This window comes from uncultured Gelidibacter sp. (assembly GCF_947500795.1).
GTDB lineage: Bacteria > Bacteroidota > Bacteroidia > Flavobacteriales > Flavobacteriaceae > Gelidibacter.
In genome coordinates this window covers 278261-298220 of sequence record NZ_CANMTE010000001.1, presented here as the reverse complement: position 1 = coordinate 298220, position 19960 = coordinate 278261, and the positions used below count along the sequence as shown (strand labels likewise).

20 protein-coding genes are annotated in these 19960 nt (G+C 36.9%); 9 read left to right on the top strand and 11 right to left on the bottom strand.

Going from position 1 to position 19960, the window contains the following annotated elements:
• The first annotated feature begins 192 nt into the window (after nucleotides 1–192).
• Nucleotides 193–1434 carry an ABC transporter permease gene (locus tag Q0947_RS01355; protein ID WP_299390532.1) on the top strand — a complete coding sequence of 414 codons (1242 nt, stop codon included), beginning with the start codon at nucleotides 193–195 and terminating at the stop codon, nucleotides 1432–1434.
• Nucleotides 1435–1484: 50 nt separating this feature from the next.
• On the opposite strand, the gene Q0947_RS01350 is transcribed toward Q0947_RS01355, so the two are convergent.
• The 4 genes from Q0947_RS01350 to rpsF form a co-directional block, all read right to left on the bottom strand.
• Nucleotides 1485–1958: a DUF6495 family protein gene (locus Q0947_RS01350; RefSeq protein ID WP_299390531.1), complete on the bottom strand. Its 474-nt coding sequence runs from the start codon at nucleotides 1956–1958 to the stop codon at nucleotides 1485–1487.
• A gap of 77 nt (nucleotides 1959–2035) precedes the next feature.
• On the bottom strand, nucleotides 2036–2497 hold the full coding sequence (gene rplI / locus Q0947_RS01345; protein ID WP_299390530.1) for a 50S ribosomal protein L9: 462 nt from the start codon (nucleotides 2495–2497) through the stop codon (nucleotides 2036–2038).
• A 13-nt stretch (nucleotides 2498–2510) separates the two neighbouring features.
• On the bottom strand, nucleotides 2511–2807 hold the full coding sequence (gene rpsR, locus Q0947_RS01340; RefSeq protein ID WP_033961670.1) for a 30S ribosomal protein S18: 297 nt from the start codon (nucleotides 2805–2807) through the stop codon (nucleotides 2511–2513).
• 2 nt (nucleotides 2808–2809) lie between these two features.
• Entirely contained in the window at nucleotides 2810–3148 is a 339-nt protein-coding gene (gene rpsF, locus Q0947_RS01335) for a 30S ribosomal protein S6 (RefSeq protein ID WP_133757805.1), read from the bottom strand.
• A 198-nt stretch (nucleotides 3149–3346) separates the two neighbouring features.
• On the opposite strand from rpsF, the gene Q0947_RS01330 reads away from it, so the two are divergent.
• The gene (locus Q0947_RS01330; protein ID WP_146889255.1) at nucleotides 3347–4042 is read left to right on the top strand and encodes a LytTR family DNA-binding domain-containing protein; all 696 of its coding nucleotides are present in this window, start codon (nucleotides 3347–3349) and stop codon (nucleotides 4040–4042) included.
• Nucleotides 4043–4493: 451 nt separating this feature from the next.
• Here Q0947_RS01330 and priA read toward each other — a convergent pair whose 3' ends face one another.
• The 3 genes from priA to nadC are packed head-to-tail and all read right to left on the bottom strand — an operon-like array spanning nucleotide 4494 to nucleotide 8809.
• Nucleotides 4494–6947 (bottom strand): primosomal protein N', encoded by a 2454-nt coding sequence (priA, locus tag Q0947_RS01325; RefSeq protein ID WP_299390529.1) that lies wholly within the window; start codon nucleotides 6945–6947, stop codon nucleotides 4494–4496.
• A gap of 8 nt (nucleotides 6948–6955) precedes the next feature.
• Nucleotides 6956–7951, bottom strand: a complete 996-nt coding sequence (locus tag Q0947_RS01320) for a YihY/virulence factor BrkB family protein (RefSeq protein WP_366915481.1) — start codon at nucleotides 7949–7951, stop codon at nucleotides 6956–6958.
• Nucleotides 7952–8809 (bottom strand): carboxylating nicotinate-nucleotide diphosphorylase, encoded by an 858-nt coding sequence (nadC, locus tag Q0947_RS01315; RefSeq protein ID WP_299390527.1) that lies wholly within the window; start codon nucleotides 8807–8809, stop codon nucleotides 7952–7954.
• A 99-nt stretch (nucleotides 8810–8908) separates the two neighbouring features.
• Here nadC and rlmH point away from each other — a divergent pair, with 99 nt between their 5' ends.
• On the top strand, nucleotides 8909–9382 hold the full coding sequence (gene rlmH, locus Q0947_RS01310) for a 23S rRNA (pseudouridine(1915)-N(3))-methyltransferase RlmH (protein ID WP_299390524.1): 474 nt from the start codon (nucleotides 8909–8911) through the stop codon (nucleotides 9380–9382).
• A 12-nt stretch (nucleotides 9383–9394) separates the two neighbouring features.
• On the opposite strand, the gene raiA is transcribed toward rlmH, so the two are convergent.
• Nucleotides 9395–9694, bottom strand: a complete 300-nt coding sequence (gene raiA / locus Q0947_RS01305; protein ID WP_299390521.1) for a ribosome-associated translation inhibitor RaiA — start codon at nucleotides 9692–9694, stop codon at nucleotides 9395–9397.
• Between the two features lie 182 nt (nucleotides 9695–9876).
• On the opposite strand from raiA, the gene Q0947_RS01300 reads away from it, so the two are divergent.
• From Q0947_RS01300 to Q0947_RS01290, 3 genes are all read left to right on the top strand, one after another.
• Nucleotides 9877–10455, top strand: coding sequence for a non-canonical purine NTP diphosphatase (locus Q0947_RS01300; protein ID WP_299390519.1), 579 nt, complete (start codon nucleotides 9877–9879; stop codon nucleotides 10453–10455).
• A gap of 246 nt (nucleotides 10456–10701) precedes the next feature.
• Complete coding sequence (locus Q0947_RS01295) at nucleotides 10702–12594, top strand: DEAD/DEAH box helicase (protein ID WP_299390515.1); 1893 nt, start codon at nucleotides 10702–10704, stop codon at nucleotides 12592–12594.
• 216 nt (nucleotides 12595–12810) lie between these two features.
• Nucleotides 12811–13581 (top strand): carboxypeptidase-like regulatory domain-containing protein, encoded by a 771-nt coding sequence (locus Q0947_RS01290; protein ID WP_299390513.1) that lies wholly within the window; start codon nucleotides 12811–12813, stop codon nucleotides 13579–13581.
• Here the strand turns inward: Q0947_RS01290 and Q0947_RS01285 are convergent.
• Nucleotides 13578–14240 (bottom strand): RNA methyltransferase, encoded by a 663-nt coding sequence (locus tag Q0947_RS01285; protein WP_299390511.1) that lies wholly within the window; start codon nucleotides 14238–14240, stop codon nucleotides 13578–13580. The genes Q0947_RS01290 and Q0947_RS01285 overlap by 4 nt on opposite strands.
• A gap of 142 nt (nucleotides 14241–14382) precedes the next feature.
• On the opposite strand from Q0947_RS01285, the gene Q0947_RS01280 reads away from it, so the two are divergent.
• Complete coding sequence (locus Q0947_RS01280; protein WP_299390508.1) at nucleotides 14383–15066, top strand: NAD-dependent deacylase; 684 nt, start codon at nucleotides 14383–14385, stop codon at nucleotides 15064–15066.
• A 36-nt stretch (nucleotides 15067–15102) separates the two neighbouring features.
• Here the strand turns inward: Q0947_RS01280 and Q0947_RS01275 are convergent, their stop codons facing one another.
• Nucleotides 15103–15840, bottom strand: coding sequence for a phosphatase PAP2 family protein (locus Q0947_RS01275; protein ID WP_299390505.1), 738 nt, complete (start codon nucleotides 15838–15840; stop codon nucleotides 15103–15105).
• A 131-nt stretch (nucleotides 15841–15971) separates the two neighbouring features.
• Nucleotides 15972–17609: an ABC-F family ATP-binding cassette domain-containing protein gene (locus tag Q0947_RS01270; protein ID WP_299390503.1), complete on the bottom strand. Its 1638-nt coding sequence runs from the start codon at nucleotides 17607–17609 to the stop codon at nucleotides 15972–15974.
• Between the two features lie 242 nt (nucleotides 17610–17851).
• On the opposite strand from Q0947_RS01270, the gene egtB reads away from it, so the two are divergent.
• Nucleotides 17852–19000 (top strand): ergothioneine biosynthesis protein EgtB, encoded by a 1149-nt coding sequence (gene egtB, locus Q0947_RS01265; protein WP_299390500.1) that lies wholly within the window; start codon nucleotides 17852–17854, stop codon nucleotides 18998–19000.
• Nucleotides 19001–19003: 3 nt separating this feature from the next.
• A complete protein-coding gene (locus Q0947_RS01260; RefSeq protein WP_299390498.1) occupies nucleotides 19004–19957 on the top strand; it encodes an L-histidine N(alpha)-methyltransferase in 954 nt (317 codons plus the stop codon).
• Nucleotides 19958–19960: the final 3 nt, after the last annotated feature.

The following is a 19960-nucleotide window of genomic DNA, read 5'->3' as shown; positions in this document are numbered from 1 at the left end:
AAAAGAAGGAGCAAATACTATTGTGGATGTTTTCTTCCACATTTATCGAGACGTTTTACTAAATAATTGCGGAAACAGTCGAGTTAATAGCCGGAAAAAGAAAAAATACAGCGGTTATTCCAAATTTGTAGTAACTTTATTCACTGTTTGTAGTCTTATAGCTATCAACCTAAATAAGAACACCACACGTTTATGTTTTCATTATTCAGAGAGAATATTAGAATTGCCTTAAATTCCATTCGCACACAACTGCTTCGAACCATTTTGACGGTTTTAATAATTGCCATTGGCATAACGGCATTGGTGGGGATTTTGAGCGCAGTTTCAGCATTGGAAAACACCATTTCGAGCGATTTCTCTTCAATGGGAGCCAATACCTTCAACATCCAGCGTTATGAGTTTACAACCCAACGTCAAAGCGGGAAAGAAGTCCAAAAAGTAAATCCGATTATCAGTTATCGCGATGTCAAAGAATTTGAGGAGAAGTACCAATTCCCTTATACGAAAGTATCTGTATCATTCGCAGGGACGCAAACGGCTGAAGTGAAATATGAAAATAGAAAAACGGATCCTGAAGTTACGGTATTAGGAGTCAATGAGAATTTTATCCAAAACTCCGGATTGGAAATCAGTGAAGGTCGTGAGTTTAATGTGTTTGATATTGATAATAGTTCCAACTTATGCGTTATTGGTAGCGATTTGGTGAAAGCCATTTTAGATGATGTCAACCCAATTGGACAGACGATAAGTGTAAGAGGCGCCAAATTTAAGGTGATTGGCGTGTTAAAATCGAAGGGTTCCACTTTTGGCAACAATCAAGATTTGCGTGTGATGATTCCGATACAAAAAGCCAGAACACTCTTTACGAGTCCGAATATCAATTACAGTTTGAGTGTCAAAACCGATAAAAAAGACATGCTGGAAGGCGCTCAGGATGACGCTATTTTGACCTTTAGAAATATTAGAGCGCTTAATCCTATTGAAGAAAATGATTTTGGTATAGAACGAAGTGACGATCTACTAAACCGTATCGGCTCTATAACAGACTACCTCTATATTGCTGCTTGGGTAATAAGTATGGTCACTATTTTAGGTTCATCCATAGCCCTTATGAATATCCTTTTTGTATCTGTAACTGAACGTACACGGGAGATTGGCGTGCGTAAAGCCTTAGGTGCAAAAAAGAAAACAATAGCCACACAATTCTTTATGGAAGCAATCATTATTGGCCAATTAGGTGGCATTATCGGGATTGTATTGGGTGTGCTGATTGGGTATGCTGTATCGGCAGCGGCAGACTTCGAGTTCTCTACACCGTGGCTAGCCATGTTTAGCGCCTTCACCATCGCTTTTATTGTAGCTGTGGTTGCGGGATTGCTTCCAGCAGTTAAAGCGGCTAAATTGGACCCTGTGGAGTCGTTGCGTTACGAATAATTTTTTCAGAGAAGAGAGAAGAGAAAATAGATAAGAGAAAAGAAAGTGGCTTATTTCACCACTAACTTTTCGAAATACCTGTATAAATCACCTTTTGTAATCACGCCGCCCTGTTGGATGAGCTTGAATTTATCCAATGCTTTGTCTTCTGAATAGGCTTTATTGGCCGTTAAAAACTCTACGTCATCAGACAATAGGTTGTTTCTAAACCAATCAAAACCTTCTGATGTGGTTAAATCGACCGTATCAATATTTAATTTTACAGCAATTAACTGCATGTCCGTTTCCTTTAAATGAAACAAGTGCATTTGCTGTGGTGAAATATGTTCTAAATACGTCACTTTTCTCAAAACACCTTCCCAAACTAAATCGCTGAAAATATCCAGCTCTTCCTCGGCAACTTCAGGTTTGTTAGCTTTAATATCTGCCCACTCATCTGCAGTAATGGATTGCGTGGCCAAAAAGTTGATGAATTCCTGGTGAAGTTCTTCAAATTGTTCTTTAGTGAGTCTTGTATATTTCATCGAATATTTATTTTTAATTATGAAAAAAGCCTCATTCCAGTAAAGGATTGAGGCTTCTTAAAAAGGTGTTTTAAAAATTATGCTTCTGCAATAACTTCAAAAGTCATATCTACTGTTACGTCTCTATGTAGTCTGATAACAGCGTTATATTGACCTAAACGTTTGATGTTTCCACCAGTAATAGCGATATATTTTTTATCAATTGAAATGCCTTCGTTGTTCAATGCATTTGCTAAATCGATATTGGTAATAGAACCAAAAATCTTATCTCCAGCAGTTGCACCAGCAGCAGCTTTAGAAGTTAATTTGATTTCTAATGCCTTAATTGCTTCAGCTTCTTTTTGAGCTTCTTCAATTATTTGTTTGTCTTTGAACGCACGTTGCTTTAGGTTTTCAGCCAATACTTTTTTAGCTGAAGCCGTTGCCATAACCGCTTGTCCTTGAGGAATCAAAAAATTTCTACCATAACCGTTCTTTACCGTTACAACATCGTCTTTAAATCCTAAATTTTCAACGTCTTGTTTTAATATAAGTTCCATAGTTATGTTTTAATTATTTTAATAAATCCGCTACATAAGGCATCAACGCAAGGTGACGCGCTCTTTTTACTGCAACAGAAACTTTTCTTTGGTATTTTAATGAAGTTCCTGTTAAACGTCTTGGTAACAATTTACCTTGTTCGTTTACAAAACCTAACAACCAATCTGCATCTTTATAATCAACATATTTAATGCCTGACTTCTTAAAACGACAGTATTTCTTTGTTTTGCTTGTGTCAATATTCAATGGTGTCAAATATCTGATCTCACCATCTTTTTTTCCTTTAGCTTGTTGTTCTATTGATGACATAATTATGCTTTTTGTTTAAGTTTAGTTCTTCTTCTTTCAGCCCAAGAGATAGCATGTTTGTCTAACTTTACAGTTAAATAACGCATAAAACGCTCGTCACGTCTGAACTCTACTTCTAGTGGATTGATAACTTCACCATCTACAGTGTACTCAAATAAGTGGTAGAATCCACTTTTTTTGTTTTGAATTGGGTAAGCTAATTTTTTTAAGCCCCAATCTTCTTTGGCTACCATCTTCGCTCCTCTAGAAACAAGAAAATCTTCGTATTTCTCTACTGTTTCCTTTATCTGGGTCTCAGATAAAACGGGATTTAAGATGAAAACAGTTTCATAATGATTCATATAAATTCTATTTATTAATTAAAAATGAGTGCAAAAATAGGCATTATTTCCTTTACTGACAACTAAATTCTTAGTATTTTTATTTGTAAATTATAGACTAAAGATATTGTTAAATTAAACACTTTAACGACGTTTTTTGGTTTTTATCCGAATTTTTTGTACTATTGTCGATATCTTAACCTAAACAAATGAAATGTTATGACTTTAAACTGTGTAGTAGTTGATGACTCTGCGATACAACGGTTATCGATTGTAAAGTTAATTGAAAATCATTCATCGCTCAATCTTATTGCAGAATATAGTAGCGCATTAGAAACCAAAAACGGCCTAAATACCCATAAAGTCGATCTTATTTTCTTGGATATCGAAATGCCTGTCCTTAACGGATTCGAGCTACTGGACGTTCTAAATAACAAACCCCAAATTATCTTTGTTACCGGCAAAACAGAATACGCTTTTAAAGCGTTTAACTATGATGCTACCGATTATTTACAAAAGCCAATCACCAGAGAGCGTTTTAACATTGCTGTTGAAAAAGCAGTGGAACAACATAAATTGAAACTCGATTTCAATGAAACTGATGGTGAACATATTTTCGTAAAAAGTAATCTCAAAAAACGTAAGGTATATATTAAGGACATCAAATGGATTGAAGCCCTTGGCGATTACGTTAAATTAGTGACTGAAGAAAACAGCTTGGTAGTTCTTTCTACCATGAAAGCTTTTGAACAGGAACTCCCTGAAGGTAAATTTTTAAGAATTCACAAGTCGTACATTGTCAATCTGGACAAAGTAGACCGTTTCAATAGTAAAAATGTTGAAGTTGGCGCTTATGAAATTCCGTTGAGTAGAAATAAAAAATCAGAACTTGTAGACGCGTTGAATAACATTTAAGCGTTAATCAATTCTACACACTGAAGTTTTTATCAAACATAAAATTATAATTGCTGAAATTATAGATTAAACAATTACTTGAAAGTATAGCTAGAATGATTTTTGAGGATTTGCCCCGATTTTCTAAATCTGCTCTAGATATTCATACAGAAGGACTGGTATTTCAGTTTGATTTTTATGATCACGACATTTGTACCAAATTTCTATAACATATAAAGTAATAAGAGAATCAGATCCCGCAAAATAGCGGGATTAGTTCGATCACGAAATTTGTACCAAATTTCTATGACATATAAAGCATTGAGATAATCAGATCCCGCAAAATAGCGGGATTAGTTCGATCACGAAATTTGTACCAAATTTCTATAACATATAAAGTAATAAGATAATCAGATCCCGCAAAATAGCGGGATTAGTTCGATCACGAAATTTGTACCAAATTTCTATCTCACTAATAATTATCGACATTAAGAATTACCCTAACCGACCTAAATTCATTAATGCTCAAAAAGCTATTGTTAACCTTAACGATGGCTTTTTTCGTTTTTCCTAACGACTGTTGCGGCGGAATCTTCACTAATATATTCTTATGGAACTGATTTCTAATTCTGGAAACCGGCGGAAATTCAGGTCCCAAAATATGGCTTTTAAACACTTGTCGCAATGCTGTGGCATACCACTCGGCTCCAATATTCACCTTATTATAGTCTTTATGCTTCAACGTGATTTTTATCAAACGATAAACTGGAGGATAGTTAAAATTATGGCGCTCATCCATTTGCTCCTTAAACATCTCAGCATAATTATTCGTGGAGACTTGCTGTAAAATCCGATGATGCGGATTGTAGGTTTGAATCAACACTTTCCCGCGTTCATCTGTCCGTCCTGCCCTACCCGAAACTTGTAGCATTAATTGGAAACTACGCTCGTGCGCTCTGAAATCAGGAAAATTCAGCATATTGTCAGCATTCATAATGCCCACCAGCTTCACATTTCTAAAATCGAGACCTTTGGTCAGCATTTGCGTGCCTACCAAAATGTCAATCTCTTTTTCTTCAAAAGCCCTAATTATTTTTTCATAGCCGAATTTACCGCGCGTGGTATCTAAATCCATTCGCGCCACTTTGTGCTCCGGAAAAATGGCTTGAGCCTCCTCCTGCACTTGCTCTGTTCCAAATCCTTTATTATCTAAATCCACACTGCCGCAAGCCATACAGGTTTTGAGCATTGCGGTATAGTACCCACAATAATGGCAACGCAATTCATTTTTATATTGATGATAGGTCAAACTCACATCGCAATTTGAACATTGCGGTGCATGGCCACAAGTATTACACTCTACAATGGGCGAAAAACCACGCCTGTTTTGAAACAGAATAATTTGATGGCCTTCCTTCAGCGCGTCGGTCATTTCCTCAATCAACCGATCGCTAAAATGGCCATTCATACGCTTCCGTTTGTGTTTATCCTGAATATCTACCAATTCAATGTCCGGCATCAACACATCATTAAAACGCTGGGTGATTTCCACCAAGCCATACTTTCCTTGCTGCACATTATGGTAACTTTCCAAACTTGGCGTTGCCGACCCCAACAGCGTCTTGCTGTTAAACAATGCCGCCAACACAATGGCAACATCCCGAGCGTGGTAACGTGGTGCCGGATCAAACTGCTTAAAGGAGGTTTCATGCTCTTCATCTACAATTACCAATCCCAAGTTGTGATACGGCAAAAAGATGGACGAGCGTGCTCCCAGGATGATTTGTGCTTTCGGCTGGTTTTCCAACACATTATGCCACAACTCAAAACGCTCATGAGCCGAATATTTTGAGTGATACACCGAAACCTTTCCTCCAAAATAATTTTCAAGACGCGTCACCAATTGTGTGGTCAAGGCAATTTCCGGAAGCAAATACAACACTTGTTTCCCCGTGGCGATGACATCTTCAATAAGCTTTACATACACTTCTGTTTTCCCGGAAGACGTCACACCGTGAAGTAAGGTGATATTATGGTCTTCAAATGTCTGCTTTATTTCTTCCAGAGCTTTCTCCTGATAAACATTTAATGTTTTAGAATCTTCATTAGCATCGCCCGAATAACCGACCCTATCTTCTTGGATATGATACTCGTCTAAAATTTCTTTATCAATAAGGGTTTTAATAATGGATGAAGACGCTTCACTAGCCTCAGACAGATCAGATACTTTTACAGGCTTTTTCGTTTGTGCAGAAATTGAAAACAAAGTCATCACCACATCCCTTTGTTTTGGCGCCCTACTTAAGTCTTCTAGTAATTGTTGCAGTTTTGCCTGTTCAGCATACTGCGGATTCAACTTCACATAACGCACTAATTTCGGCTTGTATTTCTCATACACTTCTTCTTGAAGCACAATGGCATCTTTATCGAGAAGCGAATTGATTATTGGAAATACATTCTTTTTATCGAGAATAGTGACTAAATCTTGAATTTTTAATGACGATTGGTGATGCAACGCTTCATAAACCAAAAACTCCTCGTCTTTTAAATCGTCGTCATTAATGATTTTATCCAAATTTTTAGTGATGATCGTTTCACTTTCAAGCAAAAACGAATTCGGTAGCGCAGCCCGTAGTACATCACCTAAAGTACACATATAATAATCGGCAATCCACTGCCAGTGTTTTAACTGCGTAGGCGTTGTAATTGGCGCCTCATCTAAAATCTGATGAATGTCTTTCGCATCATACGCCACAGGTTTCTGCTGATGCACATTAAAGACCAATGCCGTGTAGATTTTACTTTTACCAAATGGTACCGCCACACGCATCCCTGGCTTTAAAAATTCAGATTCGGCAGCAGTAATACTGTACGTGAATAGTTTTTCAAGCGGAATTGGAAGAATGACGTCAATAAAATGTTGCATGCTGGAAATTACAGTAGGTTTTGATCCCGTTTTTTAGAATCGTTATATTTCTTTAATCGTCTGATGGTAGCATTCAATTCAAACCCTAACAAAAGGATATTGGAGTTCAGCCACAAATAAAATAACAGAATCAATAAGGCTCCAATAGAACCATAAAGCTCATTATAACTCGAGAAATACGTCACATAAATGCCAAATAGATAGGAAAAAACGATAATTAATATGGTGGTCAATAAGGCGCCCGCTGAAAAGAATTTAGAATGTTTCCCTTCTTTGGTTCCGAAATAATACAAGGTAGCCGTGGCAATATAAACCATAAATACAAAAAACACATATTTTGCTATAGCGGCCATAAACAATCCTTCCTGATAGGTTTCGTACCCCTGCTTATCCATATAATACAGCAAACGCTGAATGACATAAATTTGAAAATATCCAATTACCGCAATGGTTATAATCAATAGAAACACCAAAATAAGCGCGACAAACAACGAATACAAATATTGCTTAACGACACTTCTGGTGAGTTGCTGATGGTATGAACTTTCAAATCCCGAAAAAAGTGCACTAATCCCGTTTGCCATCAAGAAAATGGACAGTAAAAAAACGGTAGATATCAATCCGCCATTTTCCCCCTTCATGATATTTTGAAAGATATTTTCAAAAAAGAAATCGGAAGTTTGCGGTGGCAACACGGAGTTCAAAAATCCTTTAAACTCATATTCAAATCCCTCCACGGGAATATAAGGGATGAGAATAATAATGAACAATAAAAATGGAAAAATGGCCGTAAAGAAACTAAATGCAATGGCACTCGCCCTACTGGTTACCGCACCTTTAATAATCCCTTTCCCGTAAAGTCTTAAAAAATAATAGAGCGTTAACCCTTCTAAAGCAGGCAGCTCTATTTTTTTAAGAAGCCTAATGAGATGTTTTAAAATGGGGATGCGATCGAGTTTATCCTCGATTTCATCCTCAATATTTGCATCAGGTTTCTCAGACATTTAAACAGCTTTTAAGCTTAAATCCATATTATATACGGAATGGGTAAGCGCTCCCGAAGAAATGTAATCCACGCCACATAAGGCATACTCTCGCGCTGTTACTTCGTTAATTCCACCAGATGATTCAGTCAAACATTTATCACCAATTAAAGCGACGGCCTTTTTAGTATCTTCATAATTAAAATTATCGATCAGGATTCTATAAACACCATCCGTTTTAAGAATTTCTTCAATCTCTTCAAGGTTTCTCGCTTCGACAATAATTTTAAGATCTAAGTTATTTTGCTTTAAATAATCTTTGGTTTTTGTGATGGCTTTGGTGATGCCTCCAGCAAAGTCAATGTGATTGTCCTTAAGCATGATCATGTCATACAATGCAAATCGATGATTCTCGCCACCTCCAATTTTTACCGCCCATTTTTCTAAAGCGCGTATTCCAGGGGTCGTTTTTCTTGTATCCAAAATTTTGGTTCCGGTACCTTCCAATAAATCCACAAAAGTTTTGGTTTTGGTCGCAATAGCACTCATTCGTTGCATGGCATTCAACACCAAACGCTCTGCCTTTAAAATAGATTGGGATGCGCCTTCCACATAAAATGCAATATCGCCATGTTTCACCGCCGCACCATCTTCAATTAAAGTCTCAATCTTTAAATCTTTATCAACATAGTGAAAAACTTGTTTTGCGAATTTAACACCGGCAATAATGCCGTTATCTTTTACTAATAATTTTGCTTTTCCTTGGGCTGATGCGGGGATGCATGCCAATGAACTGTGATCGCCATCGCCTACATCTTCTCTAATGGCATTACTGATGATACCTTCTATTTCTTTATTGAACTGCTCTTTTGAAATCATTTTTTTGAGATATTTAACGTAAAAATACTAATTGAAAATGGAAATACTCAAATTACAAAACTCAAATTCCATATCCCGACAAATTTGTAATTTTACACCATGCAAATAAAACTCCTGGCCATAGGCAAAACCGACAATAAACAATTGCAAACGCTCATTGACGATTATCAAAAACGTTTGGGATTTTACATCAAATTTGATTTCGAGATCATTCCTGATCTGAAAAAAGTAAAGAATTTAAGTGAAGAGCAGCAGAAACAGAAAGAAGGCGAATTGATTTTAGCCAAGCTCAACCCCACTGATGTTCTGATTTTGCTGGATGAAAATGGAAAACAGTACGATTCTGTAGGATTTTCAGACTATTTACAAAAACACATGAACTCGGGTGTAAAACAAGTGGTTTTTGTTATTGGTGGTCCTTACGGATTTTCGCAAGACGTTTATAATAAATCAAATGGGAAAATATCACTTTCAAAAATGACATTTTCCCATCAGATGATCCGTTTGTTCATGATTGAACAATTGTATCGTGCATTTACTATTTTACGAAACGAACCTTACCATCACAGATAGATTCGCATTTTATTAAAATGTTTTAAAAGTTTGTTTTCTCTTCTTAAGTTGAATTTCCAAGTCATTAATGGTCTCTTTTACTGCCATTTCATAATTTTTTTCTTCAGAAGTAGCAAATATCTGTGGTCCTGGCGCACTTAATTTGATATTACAGATTTTACCCTTTTCAGGTTCATTACCTTCCTCTTTGAAAAACACATCTGCACTGATCAACCAATCATATTTTTCGGCCATTTTTTTTAATCTCTCAGTGGTATGTTCAGCAAGTGAATCGCTATAGTCTAAGTTTACGAATTGAATGTTTATTGTCATGAATATTGTTTTTTAGTTATAAGACTAAATTAAGGGTTTTAAAAGGAATTCAAGCTGACAGAAATCATAAAATATGCTTAAAGTTGCCGTTCACCTCACCTCAATAATCGTTTTATAAAATGAGATTAAAATTTTTCCTTTAATTTTACCAGCCCAACCTTATCACACTATAATAATATTATATGCAACTCGTATTCGCCACCAACAATCTTAATAAATTAAAGGAAGTTCAGCGTTTGATTCCTGATAACATAAAACTTTTAAGTTTGGAAGACATCGGCTGCTTAGAAGATGTTCCTGAAACGCAATCGACTATTGAGGGCAATGCCATCCAAAAAGCGGAATACATCAAAACAAAATATGGCTATGACTGTTTTGCAGACGATACCGGTTTGGAAGTGGATGCATTAAATGGTGAACCTGGAGTATATTCAGCGCGCTATGCTGGTGAGCAGCGAAATTCAGAAGATAACATTCAAAAACTACTCCACGAACTAGAAGACCATACCAATAGACAAGCACAATTTAAAACGGTCATTGCGTTAGAGCTAAATGGTTCACAACACACCTTTACGGGTATTTGCAAAGGAGAAATCACAAAAAGCAAAAGCGGAAATGAAGGTTTTGGCTATGATCCGGTTTTTAAAGCAGAAGGTTACGACAAAACTTTCGCGGAGATTTCTTTGGAAGAAAAAAATAGAATTGGTCACCGTGGAAAAGCCGTAAATCAGTTGGTAAACTTCTTAAATTCAATTGGCTAGAATTGGCTTTTTCAAGCTTATAAAACCCTAACGAATTGAATGTCAATCCGCAGAGATTTATATCCGTCTCAAAAAAACTTCAAAATAAAACGCAAGTTTATAATTATAAATAAAAAATAAAACCATACATTTGCACCTTGAAAAATTTCCTCAAGGTGAGGATGTGTTACGGGGAGTTTAGGTTAAGTATGTCGATTCGCTTCTGTTGTAACACCAAAGAACATAATCGAATACTTATTAAAACGAATGAACACATTCCAAGATTTAGGTCTTAATGATGACCTTTTACGCGCTATTACCGACATGGGTTTTGAAACCCCAAGTGACGTCCAAGCAAAAGCAATCCCAATTTTATTAGAAAAAGACACAGACTTAGTGGCTTTGGCACAAACAGGAACAGGTAAAACTGCTGCCTTTGGTTTCCCAATGCTACAAAAAATCAACATTGAAAGTAGAACCACTCAAGGTTTAATCCTTTCTCCTACTCGTGAGCTTTGTTTACAAATTACCAACGAATTAAAAAACTACGGTAAATACTGTAAAGGTTTTAATGTTGCTGCTATTTATGGTGGTGCAAGCATTACTGACCAAGCAAGAGAAGTTAAGAGAGGTGCACAAATTATTGTTGCTACTCCAGGTCGTATGAAAGATATGATCAACCGTAATATGGTTGACATTTCAAAAATTGAATACGCTGTACTTGACGAGGCAGATGAGATGTTGAACATGGGCTTTTATGAGGATATCACTGATATTCTTTCCCATTCTCCAAAAGATAAAAACACATGGTTGTTTTCTGCAACCATGCCAAAAGAAGTTTCTACCATTGCGAAAAAATTCATGGATTCGCCGGTTGAAATCACTGTTGGAAATAAAAATGAAAGTACAAATCAGGTTACTCACGAATACTATTTAGTAAATTCTCGTGACCGTTACCAAGCTTTAAAACGTTTGGCTGATGCTAATCCTGATATTTTCTCAGTAATTTTCTGTCGTACAAAACGCGATACTCAAAAAGTAGCTGAGCAATTAATTGAAGATGGTTACAGCGCTGGTGCTTTACATGGCGATTTAAGCCAGAACCAACGTGACATGGTCATGAATTCGTTCCGTAAAAACCAAATTCAAATGTTGGTGGCTACGGATGTTGCTGCCCGTGGTATTGATGTCGATAACATTACACACGTTATCAATTACCAATTACCTGATGAAATTGAAACTTATACACACCGTTCAGGTAGAACAGGTCGTGCAGGAAAAACTGGAGTCTCTATAGTTATTGTTTCTAAAAGTGAATTACGTAAAATCAAAAGTATTGAGCGTATCATTAACAAGAGCTTTGACAAGAAAGAAATTCCTGACGGAATGGAAATTTGTGAAGTACAATTAATGTCTTTGGCAAACAAAATCCATACTACGGAAATTAATCCTGAGATTGAAAAATACCTTACTAGTATTAACGAATTGTTTGAAGACACTTCAAAAGATGAATTGATCAAAAAATTCTTCTCTGTTGAATTCACACGTTTCTTTAACTACTACAATAAATCCAAAAACTTATCAGTAGCTGAATCACGTGGAAGCGATAGAGATGGCGATTTTGGTAAGGATTACGGAAGTAATGACGATTCTGCTCGTTATTTCATCAACGTTGGTCAAAAAGACGGCTTTGATTGGATGAGCTTGAAAGATTTCTTAAAAGACATTTTAGATCTTGGAAGAGATGATGTCTTTAAAGTTGATGTGAAGGATAGTTTCTCTTTCTTTAATACCGATAAAAGCTTACAAGATAAAATATTAGCGTTTTTCAACGATTACAAACACAATGGTCGTTTTGTAAATGTTGAAGTTAGCGAAGATAAAGGCAGAGGCACAAGCAGAAACAAAAGACGTTCTAGTGGCGGCGATGGTGGTGGAAGACGCTCAGGTGGCGATTTCAAACCGCGTAGCGAAAGACGTTCTGGAGGCGATTTCAAAGCAGCTGGAAGTAGAGGCGGAAGAAGTTCTGATGCTTCAAGACCAAGACGTTCTGGAGACAGTTCTGGACCAAATAGAAGAGACAGACGTTCTGGCGCTAGTGAAAGACCTACAGCTGAAGCTGGGTTTTCAAGACCAACACGTTCTAGACGTAAAGATTAGTTAGCAAACGCATAACTGAATATATAGTAATTATTAAACGAAGTGGAAACTTAAACTTTTTCACTTCGTTTTTTTAGTTTTATAAATCTCGTATTCTAGTGACGCATCAATAGCAATACAATAAGTGCTATCTTGAAAGTTAATATTATATCAAAATTGTAAGGTTTCAATATGTTTTTAAGTTTAGTTTCTTACTTTTATCACTTAAATTTTCCAATGAGGCACCTACTAGTACTTACTGCTTTTCTATTTATTTCGTTTCTCAGTGTGGCACAAGAGCCAACCACCATTAAAGGTGTGGTGTATAGTACCACCACCAATGAAACCTTGGAAAGTGTAAATATTGTCAATTTGAATCAAGTTGTGGGAACTACCACAAACAGTTCTGGTAAATTCGAAATTAGAGCCACTGCAAATGATACGCTTCATTTTTCTTTCTTAGGATACAAATCAATTAAAGTACGGGTAACAAACGACTGGCTTAAGTTTGGTGAAACTAAAATTGAACTGACAGAGCTTGCGCTTGCGCTAGAGGAAGTCGTGGTGAATCAGTTACGCCTTACCGGTTTCTTAGAGGTCGATATGAATCAAGTGCCTATAAGAACCAATTACCGTTATAGCATTTCTGGACTTTCTACAGCTGGTTACGAAGCAGGTGATGCTGGGGCCGTAAATAAAGTTTTAGGTGCGATTTTTAATCCAGCCGACTTTCTCTACAATATGTTCGGAAAGAAACCTAACGAACTCAGTAAGCTTAAGCAAATGAAAAAGGATGACGAAATCCGCAATTTGCTTGCCTCTCGTTTTGATCGTGAGATGTTGATGGTACTTCTAGATTTAAACCGTGTTGATTTAGATGAAATTGTGAGTCAATGCAACTATTCTCGAGATTTCATTCAGACAGCAAACGACCTTCAAATTTTGGATGCCATTAGCGAATGTTACGAAGAATACAAAATTTTGAGCCGAAGCAAAAAAAGATACTAGCGCTCTGCGGTTTCATAAAACCGTTCCACAATCTTACCATAGCTTTTTAATGTCTTGGATATCCAATCCAAGCGTTTTTGCAATTGTTCCTGTTCCGTCAACTGCCAATTGATATCAGATCGTCTAAGTTTATTAGTTACATCTTGTAAAATGATGGCTGCAGAAACTGAAATATTCAAACTCTCCGTAAAACCAACCATCGGGATTTTCAAAAAACAATCGGCCGCTTCCATTACCTCTTGAGATAACCCTTCTGTCTCTCTTCCAAAAAAGAAACACGACTTTTTAGAAATGTCAAAATCGGCTAGAACTTGATCCTGTTCATGCGGCGTGGTGGCCACAATTTGATATCCGTTTTGCTTTAAATCCTGAATACAGTCTGCTACGGAATGAAATCGATTTAAATCGACCCATTTTTGAGACCCCATCGCAATTTCCCTATCTATACGTTTTGAATTGCGCTCTTCAACTATATTAACTTCCTGAATCCCAAAAACATCACAACTACGTATCACGGCACTTGTATTATGCAATTGATATACATCTTCCGTAGCAACGGTAAAATGTTTGGTTCTATTAGGAAGTACCGCATCAAAACGCGCTTTTCGTTCAGGAGTGAGATAGGTTTCTAAATGCTCTAGAAGTTGAAGATCAATCATTGAAAAAGTTTATATTTAGACAAATTAATGGAACAAAGATAACGTGTAGCCTGAAATCCTACATCTTATTTCTTGCTTTTGATAGGCTATTTCCGATATCTTGAATCAGGAATTTGAATATCATACACTTAAACTTATAAAAATGAAACATATCGTTGTACTTACGGGCGCGGGAATTAGCGCGGAAAGTGGATTACAGACTTTTAGGGATGCTGACGGCTTATGGGAAGGCCACAATGTCATGGACGTGGCAACGCCTGAAGCATTTAGAAATAATCCAGAGTTGGTGTTGGAATTTTATAACCAACGCCGACGACAATTGTTAAGTGTGCAGCCGAACAGTGCTCATTTTGATTTGGCATCACTTGAAACGGATTATGAAGTGTCTATTATTACACAAAATGTGGACGATTTACATGAACGTGCAGGAAGTTCCAATGTAATTCATTTGCATGGTGAATTGCTCAAAGCGAGAAATATCATTAATGAAGAGGAGTATTTTGAACATAAAAGTGACATTAATCTAGGCGATACTTGTCCAAAAGGTCATCAATTACGACCTCATATTGTGTGGTTTGGAGAAGCAGTTCCGATGATTGACAAGGCAATTGAAGTATGTACTACTGCAGATGTACTCATTATTATTGGCACGTCTATGCAAGTTTACCCTGCAGCCAGTTTGATGCATTATGTCCCTGAAGGAACGCCTACGTTTTTTATTGACCCTAAACCTGCAATGGAAAGTCGCGGGACTTTAACCGTCATAGCTGAAACCGCCACTAAAGGCGTTAAGAAATTAATGGAAGAATTGAAATCATTGGAGTAATTACAAATTAAAATAGAAATTAATTTGTGACTTCTCCTAAACGGTAGGCGTTTGTGGATCTCTACGGAACACTTCTATCAGATCGAATATTAAAATACAAAATACGACCCAAATAAAGCCTGCTATAAAGCCTCCAGCAATATCAGATGGGAAATGTACACCAAGATAAATACGGCTGATACCGATGCTTAAAATCAGTATTCCCAATAGCAGCATAACGCCAATTTTCAAATACCTATTGATATTAAACCTATAGATCAGATACATCAAAAATCCGTAGAATGCCATCGCACTCATAGCATGCCCACTCGGGTAACTCAATGTTTCTACGGACACCATATGCTCAATTCCAGGTCTTGCACGATCTACAAAGCGCTTTAATATTAAGTTTGATATTGCCGATAGCGCCAACACAAAAAAGACTTGAAGCATGAGCTTCCATTGTTTCAATACGAAGTAGGAAATGATGGCAAATACAATTAAAACGAACGCGTAGCCATAAACATCACCCACATGGGTTACAAAAACAAAATATTTAGTCAGTGCTGCAGAACGATGGGAAATTACATACTCGGTAATCTTATAATCAAAATCTGCCAATACATCTGACTTCAAAGTCTCCGTAAGTTCGATAAACAGATTGATTCCGCCAACCACAACAATGAGTGCCACTATAACGGTAATGATATAGGGCAATGTCACATCATACTGATGAAATTTATCCCTTAAAAAGGTCCTTAAATTATCAATTAAAAGTTTAACGGTATTTCTCATAAATAGTGGTGTTCACAACTAAAAATCTAAAGTACAGATTTTTCAATCTTTTTGACGCACTAATTTTAATCAAAAAAAGCTAAACCAATGAGCGCAAATGGAAGTTTATGTGCGCATATCACACTGAACCCTTATTTTTTTAAATCGATTTCCTTCAAATTCTCGATTCTATTTCTTACCAAGAAATCGTCAATTGTTTCAAAATGTTCAATGATACGTTGGTCCTTAAATTCGAAAACTTTTTGAGATAGTCCTTTAAGGAAATCACGATCATGCGATACCAAAATCAAGGTGCCATCAAAATCTAATAGGGCTTCCTTTAAAACGTCTTTCGACTTTAAATCCAAGTGATTTGTAGGCTCATCCAAAATCAATAAATTGACAGGTTCCAAAAGTAATTTCACCATTGCCAATCGGGTTTTTTCCCCGCCTGAAAGCACACTCACTTTTTTATCTATATCATCGCCTTTAAACATGAATCGACCCAAGATATTTTTGATTTGAGTCCTGATATCGCCTTGAGCGACTTCATCTACGGTTTGAAAAATGGTCAAATTCTCATCTAATAATGCCGCTTGATTTTGAGCAAAGTACCCCACCTTAACATTATGGCCCAAACTACAGGTGCCCTCTACGTCAATTTCGCCCATGATGGCTTTAATCATGGTAGATTTACCTTCACCGTTTCGTCCAACAAAAGACACCTTCTCCCCTCTTGAAATGGACATATTGGCATTTTTAAAGACAACATGATCACCGTAAGATTTTGATAAATCCTTTATAGTCACAGGATAATCTCCCGAACGTTGTGCTGGTGGAAAACGTAATTTCAAAGCAGATGTATCAATATCATCAACTTCAATAATTTGCAACTTCTCTAACATGCGCTCGCGAGAATTGACTTGATTGGTTTTGGAATACGTTCCCTTAAATCGTTCAATAAACGCCATATTATCCGCAATAAACTTTTGCTGTTCCTGAAATGCTTTAATCTGATGGGCGCGTCTATCTTCTCGCAATTGTAAATAATGCGAATAGTTAGCCTTATAATCGTAAATACGCCCCATTGTTACTTCAATAGTTCGATTGGTAATATTGTCAATAAAAGCCTTGTCATGGGAAATAACCATGACGGCGTTGGCTTTATTCAGTAAAAAGTCTTCAAGCCAGATCACCGATTCAATATCGATGTGGTTGGTAGGCTCATCCAACAGAATTAAATCTGGTTTTTGCAACAGAATTTTCGCAAGCTCAATTCGCATACGATATCCCCCACTGAATTCGCTGGTCATTCTTGAGAAATCGTCGCGCTTAAAACCTAATCCGCCTAAAGCCTTTTCAACCTCAGCATCATAATTAACATCCTCTAAAGCGTAGTACTTTTCGCCTAAATCAGACACTTTTTGAATGATTTGCATGTACTCATCGGAGTCATAATCTGTTCTGGTTTCAAGAGCTTTATTTAGCGCCTCCATTTCATCACGCATTTCAAACACATGCGCAAAAGCTTTAGAGGCCTCCTCAAAAACGGTACACTCATCTTCAGTAAGCAAATGTTGCGGTAAATACGCGATAATCGCATCTTTTGGGAAACGCACATGTCCTCTCGTCGGCCTTTGCTCCCCAGCAATAATTTTCATCATTGTAGATTTTCCTGCACCATTTTTCCCCATTAGGGCTATTTTATCATTTTCATTTATGGTGAAAGACACATCACTAAATAAGGCAGTTCCACCAAATTCTACAGCTAAATTATCGACTGAAATCATAGTTCTATTTTTAGAGCTGCAAAACTATAATTTATTTTGATAACTGCTGACTATAAATTTCCTGAAAAGGACATTCTTATCAAGAGTAATAGTGACCGATGGCATTGAATCAAAACAAAATGAATTTTAGTGATTTCAAATGAATTCCAACCACTTACAACTGTAGCTCATTTGAGATAAAAACGGCTCCAATTAAGTTTTTCATTCTTCAAGAGCAAAATCCTTAGTATATTTAGAAGACCATGAAGACACTTACCGAAAAATATATGGAGACCCGCCAACGCACAGAACACTTGTGCGAGGCTTTACAAGTAGAAGATTACACACCACAATCGGCCGTTTTTACAAGTCCGCCTAAGTGGCACATAGCGCATACCACTTGGTTTTTTGAGGAAATGATCTTAAAAAAACACTTGCCTAATTATACCGTTTTTGATGCCGATTTCGGTTTCCTTTTTAATAGCTATTACAATAGTATTGGCGAACGTATTGAGCGCCACAACAGAGGATTATTGACACGACCGAAACTTGAACGTGTTTATGACTTTAGAGCCCATGTTGACAAGGCGATGATAAGGTTATTGGAATCTTCACCCAATGAAGACATCAACTCCTTAACAATTTTAGGGATCAATCACGAGCAGCAGCATCAAGAATTACTTCTGACAGACATAAAATATACGCTTTCGAAAAATCCGTTGTACCCAAAATTGTATGACTCCAATTTTGTGAGTCACTACAATTCTAAAAAGGGCTGGTTAAATATAGATGAAGGAATTTATCGTATCGGACATGACAATCACTCATTCTCTTTTGATAATGAATTAGGTGTGCATCGGGTATTTTTGGAATCTTTTGAAATATCCCAAGCCTTAGTGACGTGTGGCGAGTTTATGGAATTCATGGCAGATGGCGGCTATAAAAAAGCCGAATATTGGCTGGATGAAGGTTGGTTCTGGATACAGGAAAATCATATCACTCAACCATTATATTGGAAGCAAGAAGATGGCAAATGGTTTCAATATACCTTATCTGGATTAGAGCCTATCGATAAAAGCACTATTCTAACCCATATCTCATTTTATGAAGCCTCAGCTTATGCGCAATGGAAAGGCCTTAGGCTTCCCACCGAATTTGAATGGGAAGTTGCCTCAAACCAATTAGATTGGGGAACACATTGGGAATGGACCAATAGCGCTTATTTACCATACCCCAAATTCAAAACTGCCGTGGGAGCCGTTGGAGAATACAATGGTAAATTTATGATCAATCAGATGGTCTTACGAGGCGCTTCAAGTGCTACCGCGCCCGATCATAGCCGTCATACCTACAGAAACTTTTTCCATCCGCAATCTCAATGGCAATTTTCAGGAATCAGACTTGCAAAATAACAAATGAATACAACCTTCCAAAAAGACATAGAACTGGGCTTGAGTGCCACTAACAAAACCTTACCATCTAAATATTTTTATGATAAAATTGGTGATGCCTTGTTTGTGGAAATCATGAAAATGCCCGAATATTATCTCACCAAAGCAGAGTTGGACATTTTTAAAAATCAGACCAATGACCTTATCAAAGCCTTAAAATTAAAGCCTTCAACCTTTTTTGAATTGGTAGAATTAGGCGCCGGTGATGGTACAAAAGCCAAACAATTACTAAATGCGCTCGATGAACAGCACTTCAACTTCGTTTACGCCCCTATTGATATTTCAGAACATGCTTTGCAAAATCTGAAAGCAACTGTAAATTCTGAATTGCCCAATGTTAAAATTTGCCCTAAACAAGGCGATTATTTTAATGTGCTGGCCGATTTAAAACAAACGGAACACCCAATTATTGTGCTGTTCCTAGGATCAAATATTGGCAATCTTCCCGATGCACGTGCAATAGAATTTATCCAAAAATTGAATGACAATCTTAAAGTCGGCGACCGTGTTTTATTGGGTGTCGATTTGATTAAACCAAAAAGCATTGTACTTCCTGCGTATAACGATGCACAAGGCATCACCAAGCGTTTTAATCTCAATTTATTGACCCGTATTAATAATGAATTGGATGCCGATTTTGATATCAATAATTTTGAGCACAAACCGGAATACACCGAAACTGAAGGCGTAGCAAGAAGTTTTTTAGTAAGCACCAAAGATCAAAGTGTCACGATTAACAGCATGAATAAGACCTTTTATTTTTCAAAAGGTGAAAAGATTCATACAGAAACGAGCAGAAAATATAATGACCACATTTTAAAAGAGATTTTAGGGCATTCGGACTTAAAAATTATTGATCGTTTGACGGATTCGAAAAATTTATTTGCGGATTATATTTTAGAGAAAACCGATAGCTAGCAC